The sequence below is a fragment of the Peptidiphaga sp. genome, from assembly GCF_057238965.1.
On the sequence record NZ_DBHHEV010000091.1, the window covers coordinates 1 to 9,608 of the forward strand.

The 9,608-nt window shown below is 65.2% G+C and carries 8 protein-coding genes; 1 reads left to right on the plus strand and 7 read right to left on the minus strand.

What is annotated here, in order from left to right:
• Positions 1–170: 170 nt before the first annotated feature.
• Both ACO48X_RS09540 and ACO48X_RS09545 read right to left on the minus strand, forming a co-directional pair.
• Positions 171–1,016 (minus strand): ABC transporter permease, encoded by an 846-nt coding sequence (locus ACO48X_RS09540; RefSeq protein ID WP_485001854.1) that lies wholly within the window; start codon positions 1,014–1,016, stop codon positions 171–173.
• Position 1,017: 1 nt separating this feature from the next.
• Positions 1,018–1,989 carry an ABC transporter ATP-binding protein gene (locus ACO48X_RS09545; protein WP_485001855.1) on the minus strand — a complete coding sequence of 324 codons (972 nt, stop codon included), beginning with the start codon at positions 1,987–1,989 and terminating at the stop codon, positions 1,018–1,020.
• A 159-nt stretch (positions 1,990–2,148) separates the two neighbouring features.
• On the opposite strand from ACO48X_RS09545, the gene aroB reads away from it, so the two are divergent.
• Positions 2,149–3,276, plus strand: a complete 1,128-nt coding sequence (aroB, locus tag ACO48X_RS09550; protein WP_485001856.1) for a 3-dehydroquinate synthase — start codon at positions 2,149–2,151, stop codon at positions 3,274–3,276.
• 68 nt (positions 3,277–3,344) lie between these two features.
• Here the strand turns inward: aroB and ACO48X_RS09555 are convergent, their stop codons facing one another.
• From ACO48X_RS09555 to ACO48X_RS09575, 5 genes are all read right to left on the minus strand, one after another.
• Positions 3,345–6,389 (minus strand): DUF2339 domain-containing protein, encoded by a 3,045-nt coding sequence (locus ACO48X_RS09555; protein WP_485001857.1) that lies wholly within the window; start codon positions 6,387–6,389, stop codon positions 3,345–3,347.
• Between the two features lie 561 nt (positions 6,390–6,950).
• Positions 6,951–7,367: a VOC family protein gene (locus ACO48X_RS09560; protein ID WP_485001858.1), complete on the minus strand. Its 417-nt coding sequence runs from the start codon at positions 7,365–7,367 to the stop codon at positions 6,951–6,953.
• 209 nt (positions 7,368–7,576) lie between these two features.
• Complete coding sequence (locus ACO48X_RS09565) at positions 7,577–8,629, minus strand: hypothetical protein (RefSeq protein ID WP_485001859.1); 1,053 nt, start codon at positions 8,627–8,629, stop codon at positions 7,577–7,579.
• Complete coding sequence (locus ACO48X_RS09570; protein ID WP_485001860.1) at positions 8,622–8,939, minus strand: type VII secretion target; 318 nt, start codon at positions 8,937–8,939, stop codon at positions 8,622–8,624. The genes ACO48X_RS09565 and ACO48X_RS09570 overlap by 8 nt, the downstream gene beginning before the upstream one ends.
• 8 nt (positions 8,940–8,947) lie before the next feature.
• Positions 8,948–9,379: a YbaB/EbfC family nucleoid-associated protein gene (locus ACO48X_RS09575; RefSeq protein ID WP_485001862.1), complete on the minus strand. Its 432-nt coding sequence runs from the start codon at positions 9,377–9,379 to the stop codon at positions 8,948–8,950.
• Between the last annotated feature and the right edge of the window lie 229 nt (positions 9,380–9,608).

Consider the following 9,608-nt stretch of genomic DNA (forward strand, 5'->3'; position numbering starts at 1 on the left):
TGTCGGGGCTCGCCTCTGGCAACGAGGCCCTCGGCGCGGGGCTTCGCCGAGCCCGCGGCGCCGAGGGCGATTGTCTCTGCATCATTGTCGCTGTGCGCGTCGAAGGGGTGCGTCTGCACGGGCAGGGCGCCGGGCCGCCCCCGGCCGGGAGAGGCGCCGGATTGCCGTCCCTATCGCGCCGTGTCCTTGCGAATTCTGCGAATTGCGATGGCCGCGAAGAACGCCGTCCACGCTGCGATGTTCACGATCCACGCCCAGTTGAAGGGACTGTCCTTGAGGGGCCACTGACTGAAATGGAAAAGGCCGTACATCGGCGTGTATGGGGCGAAGTCGCGGAAGAACTCGGGCATGTTGTCGAGCGGCATCCACACGCCCGCGAGGAACGCGAAGATCGCGCTGCCGCCGCCGATGATCGCGTATGCGGCGTCGGATCGGAAAAGATAGCCGAGGGCAAGCCCCATGTTCGCCGTGACGAGGCTGCCGAAGAGGATGAGGCCGGGAACAGCGACCCACATCGGGCCTTCCGCCTTCGCGGTGCAAAGGAACCCCACAGCCATCAAGCCGAGGAGGGACAGGAGCGCCGAGGCCAGCGCCAAAAGGATCTTGTTGGCGAGGTAGGTGGCGGACGTCGTCGGGGTGAGGGCCAGCTGTCTGCTCCACCCCGACGCGCGCTCGATTCCGACTCCGGCGGCTATGCTGGCCGCCGCCATCGTCGCGCCGTAGGCGCCCATGGAGAACATGACCTGTGCCGAGACGTTGCTGTGTCCGCGCCAAATCGAGGAGTAGCTCTGAAAGGCCCCGAACATGAAGTACATGATGACGGGCAGCAAAAGGGCGAAGCCCAGGTTCGACGGATAGAGGACGGTGTGTCGGAACTGGTATCGCAGGAGCGGCCAGAGGCCGTGGAGAGGGCGGCGCGACGGCGCAGGGCGGACGGCTCGAATCGGCTGGCCCGCCGTCCTTTTCGTCTCCGGGCGGGCCGCACTCGCCTCTTGGCTGGGTTTCTTTGCTGACATGTCAAGACTCCTTAGGGGAAACGGCGGCTTCGTCGCCGACGTCGGTCAGCTGCTCGAACGCTTCCTCGAGCGACTGATCGGTGATCGAAATGGACGAGATTCCAGGGAATGCGATGATTTCCCGTACGAGGGCGACTGTGTCCGGCCCGGAAACGGAGAGGGTGTCGGCCGACCGCGACACCGTTGCGCGGCGGGCCATGTGTGCGCTCGCGGCGGAGAGGTTCTCCTGCGTGTCGAAGGTCAGCTTGATGTGCTGCGTTCCGAAATTGTGGCGTATCTGCGCGGTGCCGCCGTCGGCGACGATCTTTCCCCTGTTCATGATGATCGTTCGGGGGGCGAAGGCCTCGGCCTCGGCAAGGTAGTGGGTGGCGAAGATGATGGTTGTGCCGCCCTCGGCCTCGGCGTGCATCGCCTCCCAAAAGTGGCGGCGGGCGTTGACGTCCATGCCGGCGGTCGGCTCGTCGAGGATGATGAACTCGGGGTTGGAAAGCAAGGCCAGGGCGAATCGCACCCGCTGTTGTTCTCCCCCCGAGCACTTGCCGATCTGGCGTTTGGCGATTTCCGTGAGATTCGTGCGCTCCAAGATTTCCCCGATCGGGCGGCTTGCCGTCAGCATCCCGGAGACCATGGCGACGATTTCGTAGACCGTGTACTCGCGAAGGAGGCCGCCGCTTTGCAAAAGGGCCGACAGCCTGCCGCTGTCTATGGCTTTGCGCGGATTGCCGCCGAAAACGGAGATCGACCCGGAGTCGGGCCGCGAGAGGTCGAGGACCATGTCGAGCGTCGTGGTCTTGCCCGCGCCGTTGGGGCCAAGAAGCGCGACGATCTCGCCGCGGTCGACGGTGAAAGACACGCCGTCGACCGCGTGGACCTTGCCGAAAGACTTGTGAACGTCCTCGACGACGAGGGCGGGTTCGACGCCGGAAGCGTGATCGCGCGACGTTCGTCGCGCGGGCGATGATGTCGTACTCATGCTTCTATTTTCCTGATGGTGAAATCCCCGCGAAACCATCGGCAGTCACGAACTGCCGATGACAAGTGTCACGGGCCACTTTTTGGCTCTGCCGGGCGTAAAAGCAAGGGCGGGGCCGAAATGGCTTGCTGCGCAAACGCCCGACGTAGACTTGTGTTCATGGAGAACACGGAGTTTCGCGTTGAGTTGGTCCGTTTGGTCGATGAGTCGTATCCCGTCGTCGTCGGACGGGGCCTCGAGGGGAGCGTGGCGGAATTCCTCGCGGACAAGCACCCCGACCGGAGGGCGGCGGTGATCACCGACTCGAACGTCGCCTCCCTGGCCGCCAAGAGTTTGCTCTCCTCATTCGGCTCGAGGCCCGCGGACCTCGTCGTCTTCCCCGCCGGGGAAGCCTCGAAAACCCGCGAGGTCAAGGAACGCGTCGAGGACGAGCTCATCGCCAGAGGATTCGGGCGCGACACCGTGATCGTCGCCCTCGGGGGCGGCGTCGTCACCGACCTCGCCGGCTTCGTGGCTGCGACGTTCACTCGCGGGGTCCCTTACGTCAGCCTGACGACGACGCTGTTGGGGGCGGCGGACGCCGCGATCGGAGGAAAGACGGCGGTCGACACCCCAGCGGCCACCAATCTCATCGGCGCATTCCACCAGCCGGCCGCAGTGTTCATCGACCTCGACAGGTGGCTCACGCTGTCCGATCGGCAGATTCGCGAGGGGCTCGGAGAGACCGTCAAGCACGCCTGCATAGCCGACGCGGGCTTCTTCGAGGCCCTCGAGGACGCGTTTGTCGAACGGGGGCTCAGCCCCGCCGAGTTCGTCCGCGACGACGCCCTGGCGGAGCTCACAGCAAGGCGCAACTGCGAGATCAAGCGGGATTTCGTGACCTCGGACGTCCACGAGGGCAACAGGCGCATGGGATTGAACCTCGGCCACACGATCGGCCGGGCGCTGGAGACCGCCGCCGGGTACACCCTCAATCACGGCGAGTGCGTGGCGATCGGCCTGGCCCTTCAGTCCCGCCTCGGCGAGCGCCTGGGATACTGCAGCCCCTCCGACGTGGCTAGGATCGAGGCGCTCCTGAGCGCGATAGGCCTTCCCACGAAGATTCCCGAGGAAGTGTCGGTCGATCGGATCATGGAGGCCATGGCGCACGACAAGAAGGGCAAAGCCGGCGCCATCCGCTTCGTCTTCCAAGACGGCGTCGGGCGCCTTGTCGTACACGACGGCGGATCCTATGCTCGGCCCGTCGCCGCGGAGGATGTGCGCGCCTTCCTGCAGTCGCAGGTGTGAGCGGCAATCGCAGGAACGGCCGCTTCACCCGATCTCGACGCTGCAGACAAGCTTTCCCCGGCTTCCGGTCAGCGAGGCGCAGGGGCCGCGGCGTCGGCGGACGGGCCGTAGCCATACGCGTTCGCGGAGCCGCCGGACTGATCGCCGCCGTGCGCTTGCTTGCCGCCGTCCGCTTTCCCGTCGCCCTCGTCGCCGCCGTCGAAGATGGAGCTGAAGCGGGCGTAGGCGAGTGAAAGGCCGAAGCACACAAGGCCCGCCAGGAGGAGCGAGACGATCCGCACAAGCGAGTTCTGGCCGGCCATGTCCACGATCGCGAATCGCAAGACCATGACCATGATCAGCCCGAGCCCGTAGATTCGAAGGGCCTTGCCGCGCGCAATGAAGCCGATGAGCACGCACACGGTTCCCGCGGTCAGGAAGGCGATCGTCCCGAAGACGGAGGACCCGCCGGAAACCCCGCCGAAGAGGAAGAAGCCGCCGACGACGCCGATGGTCGTGTTCGCGGCGACGACGGCCGACCCGGCGACGTTCTCCGCCGCGGGCCACGCCATCCAGGTCAGCGCCATGTTCAACGCCAGGAGCGTGGCGAGGAAGGCGGCCTTCGCCGGAGGGCTCGCTGCGTCGCGGACGAGGAGGACGGCGAGGCACTCGTAGCAGAGCACGCCGAAGCAGATGCCCACCGGAGCCAGGAGCACCACCGTGGTGGGTTTGACGACGATCTTCGGATTGCCCCGGTCGATGGTCTGCATCATGACCACGCGAGTGAAGGGCGGGCGTTCGCCCCGGCCTTTTCCGCAGAGAAGCTCCGTGGGCGTGAACTTGCTCGTCGGCAGGCCCGCGTAGATGAGAAGGGCGACGGCCAGGTTGACCAGCGCAATGTGGAGGACCAGCCGCCATTCGTCCTGCAATCCGGCGGCGGACGCCAGGCGCAGCAGATGCACGGGCACGGCGCCGACGACGGCGACTGCGAGCGCCCAGCTCGAGGCGATGAGGACCGGGCGGTTTGAGGCGCGGCGGCTGACGACGAGCACGACGCCTACGGTGATTGCAGCTGCGAGGAGCGAAAAGACCTCGCGCGCCGTCCCGCCGGGCTGCTGGATCTCGAAGAGAAGCAAAGTCGCGGGCATGATCACAGCGTGCTCTGCGGAACGGCGTCTGACGGTGGGAACGGCGCTCAGCGCCACGGCCCCGACCACGATGAGCTGAAGAGCGGGGTGCACGTCCCTTGCGGGCGAGCTCCAGCGGGCGTTGAAAAGGTCGACGACGCCCAAAGTGACCGCGGTTGCGCTTGCGCTCAGGCCCGCGTACGCGCTCGATCGCGCGTTCAGGGGAAGGACGGAGACGGCGAGGGTTGCGGCGAGGACGGCGCCGAGCAAGGCGAGGAGCGCCCACGGCTCGTCGGCGCCGATCGGAAGGGGCGCGTTGCGCATGGCTGAGAAGACTTGCACGGCCGCGAGGCAGCCGGCGAACCACCCGCCGCACAGCGCGTCCGAGTACACAGGCCACGCGGCGATCGCCCAGTGGGCGACCATGGCGTACACGCCCAGGGTCCAAGCCAGCGTGGCCAGAAGCGCGGCCGAGGAGGAGACGGGCGAAACGGTCGCGGCGACGACGTAGGGGGTGGCTGCAAGCCCCGCCGCCGTGACGGCGAGGGCGATGGCCGCGTAGGCGGTACGAAGCTTGTAGGAGGCCTCTTTGCGCGCGACGAAACCGCATACGAGCGTGAGGCTTGCGACGTAGAGGAAGATCGCCCAAGTGGCCTTCGGGGCCTGAGCGAGGTTGTCGTAGGCGAATGTCCTGGCCAGGATGACCGTCACTATTCCGCCCGCACCGACGATGAGCGCAGCGAAGAACGTGCGCGCTTTGCCCGCTAGAAGAATGAGAACCACGGACCACGCGGTCAGCAGAAGTATGGCCGCCCCGGGTGGGATCGTGCCGCCAAGCAGCACGCCGCCGATGATCGCCACGAATCCGAGGCCGCCGCCCGTTCCCATGACCGTCGCGGCGGCAACCTTGTTGCCTCCCGGGCGCAGGGACAGCCGGGTGCCGACGCCGGTGAGCGCCGCAGCGACGACGCCGATGATGAGAATCTTCACGTAGTGCGGAACCGCGTTCCACAACAAGGCGACGAGGCTCGCCGCCGCCATAAGGATGAGGAGCGAGGCCGCGAGGGACAGAAGGTAGCGGCCCAGTTGCTTTTCCCCGCCGATCCGCTTCCACAGGGATTGTTTGGCCGGCTGGGCTTCGAACGTCGGCCTCTCGTTTGGCCTGGCGGGCTGGGCTTCGAATGTCTGCCCCTCGTTCCCGAGAGGAGGCGCTGCCGCCTCGTTCGCAGTCTCGTGGCGATAGTTCGCCCACTTGTCGAATGGGCCGCCGACGCCCCACCCGGCGACTTCGCCTTCGGCCGGCTCGACGTGGCCTTCGCCCGTTTGGCCGGCATCGATCAGCTCGTCGCCCGCGACTTGAAGGTCGATCGGCTCGTCGCCCGCGAATTGAACGTTGGGCGCATTGTCTGGGAAATCGCCGCTCTCGTTGGCGGACGCCGCGGAAACGGCGGAGTCGGATGCGGCTGACGCCGATGCCGCAGAAGCGGCGGACGCCGCGGAGCCTTCGAGGTGCGGATCGTGAGGAGTCTCCACGACGTAGCGAGCCGTGATCGCGTCCGGTCTCGCATGGCTTGTTGGGACCGCCACGTAGGCCGTCGATTCGGGGAAGGGAAGCTCGCCGATCTTAGCGTCCGCGGAAGTGCGGCCGCCCGTCCGATCGCCGCCGCCCGCCCGGTCGACGTCGCTCGGTCGGCTTGCGCCGTCGGGCCGTCTCGTGTCGCCCGGCCTGCCCGGGTCCTCCTTCGGACCCGCGCGGTCTTCCGTCTCTTCGAAGGCCGCGGTGGTTTCGTGGGGCGCCGCCTCAAGCGACGCCCGGTCGGATGCCGCGTCGTCCTGCGCCCTGGCCGGCCCGACGCCGACGAGAGGGGGCTCCGGCACAACGGCGTTCTCAATGCGGGCCATGCTCGAAGATATCGAGTCGAGCTTTCCCAGGAGCAGATCGAAACGTGCGACGAGGGCCTCGACCGCGCCCTCCCCGTCCTGACTCTGCTTATGCGGTGTATCCATGCGAAGCCTTTCACTCTCAGCCTCTGAAAATGTTTAGCTATGGCACGATAGTAGTTCTATATACGGCTGGAAGCTAGGTGTTTTCAATAGGTAAAACTAGATGCAAGATAATTTAAAAAATTGTGCATATTCGCGATCTTCTGCCGTTTCACGCTATGCGGACGAGCGTCATTCGGCCTCGCGTGGAGCTTTCCCTAACGAGTCGCGCGGCCCTCCCCAACTGGACGGCCGCTGTCCATTTGAACCGAACGGCAGCTGTCCTTCCGAACTGGGCGGCCGTTGTCCTTTCGAACCGAATGGCAAACTCGCGCCGCCCTTGGGGCATCGCCCGTGTGGTTTGCGGTCCTCTCGCGCCAACCCGGCGCCCAGAATCGCCTACGTCGAACTCTCGGATCAGCCCAGACGGCGCTTTTGAGCCCTCCCAGACCGCACTTTTGGGCCAGCCAGACCGGCGCCTTCGGGCGAGCCGAGACCTGGGCCTTCGGGCGGGCCTGTGCCGAGCCTTCTCACTCCGGCCTAGGCTGACCCTTGCGTGCCCGTCGGCGCTTGTTCCGGTCAAGGCTACTCCGACCAAGCCGCCAGCTCGTTTCCCGCGGGGTCTTTGAAATGGAATCTCCTGCCCCCGGGGAAACTGAAGATGTCCCGAACAATGACGCCGCCGTTTCGCTCGACTTCCTCCCGCATGTGTTCCAGGTCAACGACGTAGACGACGGCGAGGGGCGCTGACGTCGGCTCGTCGGAAGCAAGGCCGCTGCCGACGCCGCTGTCCGCGGTGTCGATGTAGTCCTCGCCCCATTTCTGGTATCTCCATCCAAAGGTGCGGGTATAGAATTCCTGGGCTTGGCGCAGGGCCTCGCGGTTCGGCGCGGGGAACTCGACGAAGTCGATCCGATTGTGCGCCGCCTTCCCGAACTCCTGTTTGCTTTGATCCTGCCCGCCCTGGCCTTGCCCGTCTTGATCGTGTTCCTCTTCGCTCATGCGGTTCTCCTTCCGTGCTCCTCTGAATGATAGCTCCGGCGCAACGGCCCCTTAGAAAAGGCCCTCTAGAAAAAGTGGGCTGGCAACGGCGCCGACGCTGCTCCAGCCGAGCCGGCGAAGCGCCTGCGCGGCCGGGAAGCGCCTGCGGGCAGGTGCTCCGCCGGCGCCGCTGGACGCGACTCATTGGCGAACGGCCGCGTCCAACGACGTCAGAGACTGTGCTTCCCCTTGGGGACGAAGGGTCTGCCGCCGTCTTCGTCGGGATCGAGGGCGGCTCTGTCCGTTTCGGCGTCGGGTCCGGCCTCGCGGTCGATGCTCCCTAGGCTCTGCCTTGCGGACTCGATGCCTTCCCGCATGCTGTTGCCTCCTCCGAGGCCTCCGGATCCGCTTTCCGCTGCGCCTTCGGAGGCGCTGGCCTCCTCGGCGGCGGGCGCGTTCTCTTGCTCGGCAGACTCGCCGATAGTCACGCGGTCAGAGGAATGCGGCGACGAATCCGAGTTGGGGTCGTTGTTGTTCCCTCCGTTTACGCTTGCCATCGCGGTGTGCAGACGCTTGAAGAGGTCCTCGGTCTCCTTCGTCATTTTTGCGAGCTCTTGCGTGGAATTGAGCAGATCGTCAAGATTTCGACGCATCTTGTTCGCCCATTCAAGCGAGAGAGACGAGACCTCGGTGATGACCTTGGGCATTGTCGCTTGAAGTGAGACCGCGAATTCTCCGGAACGGTCCACCACGCTGGAAACGATCTCGCCGATGGCTTCGCTAATCGTGTTGTGGACCGTCACGACGAGGTTTGAAGCCACGGTGAGTCCGGTCGACAGTGCGTGCGAGCAGGTTCCCGCCAAGTCGACGTGCTTTGCGACGTCGCTCTGAAGATCAGAGTAAGTCGAGACCGTCGTTCCGTCCAAGGGGGAGACGTCCGCGTGGATGGAACGCAGCAGGTCGTCGGCGTTGCTCTGGAGCGAGTCCGCCACTGAGCTCCACGCCTGGGCGAAGTTCTCCGTCTGCGTCGGGTCGCTGGCGAGTTGGTCGAGCCAGTCTTTGAGCGGCGACAGGTGGTCCAGAAGCCACGAGGCGCCGAGCGAGGAAAGCAATTCGACCGGCTTCATCGAGAAGGATCCGGAGCCTCCGCCGGGGCTCAGGCTGTTGAGCGAAGGGCTGACCCAGGATTGGCCCTCGATGCGCTCGGCCAGTGCCTGCCCTTCCTGGACGAGGCCCAGCCCTGAGAACGGAGTGGGGGAATCGTTGTTTGCATCTTTAGACATTCGTGCCTCCCAGGATCTCTCCCAGCTTGCGGAAGTCGCGCGTGGATTCCGAATCCGCGGTCTCGTAGGAACTTGCCGTCGTGCGCAGGTCGGACACTGTCAAATCGATGGCGGCCGCCGACGCCGTGATGACCGCGTCCGCCTCTTTTTTCGCCGACTCAAAAGGCGAAACGAGGAACGAGCACAGATCGCCGAAGGCCTGCCCCGTCAGACTCGTGGATGTCAGGGCGGAGGTCGAGCCGCCCACGCTTGTGCTGATTTCCGCTATCTTTGCCGCATGCCCGCTTAGCGCGGAGGGATCTACTTGCATTCCGTCTTTCACCGACGCCTCCAGAGGTTGGATACTGCTTTCTTGTTGTCGTCTTCGTCGTCGACGTCGGTTGTGACGCGTCCCCACGCTTCGTCCGCTGCGGCTCTGGCGGTGGGCGAGTCTTTGCCGAATTCGTCGTTGACCATGTCCACGTAGCTCTCGGTGACTTTGCGGTGGGCCTTGTGGAAGGTCTCGAGGATGAGGCCGGCAAGGTCCGAAGCCGTCAAGGCTGTGGCGGCGTCGGTGAGCTTGAGGTCGCTCAGACCTCCCGAGCTGTCGACCGTGACGCTGACTTCGCCGCGACGGCTGGAGGCGCGTCCCTTGAGGTTCTGCACCTTCGTTTCGAGTTCTTTGGCACGCTGGAGCTTCGCCTCGGCTGCCGCTATCTGCGCGTCGAGGTGACGCCGTGCCGAATCGGCACCGGAGAAATCTTCAAACACTATATGTATCTCCCGAAAGTCATGATTGTGTCGGGGTGAACAGCTATATCTTAACGCTACCGGAGGGTTAAAAGAAGGGGATGGTCGTCTCACTTCTCCCCGCCGCCGTGCTCGCGTCAAGAAAAACAGCGTCACGGCAGGGATTGCGCCCCTCTAGGGACTCTGTACCCATCCTCTTTCACCGACGCCTCCAGAGGTTGGATACTGCTTTCTTGTTGTCGTCTTCGTC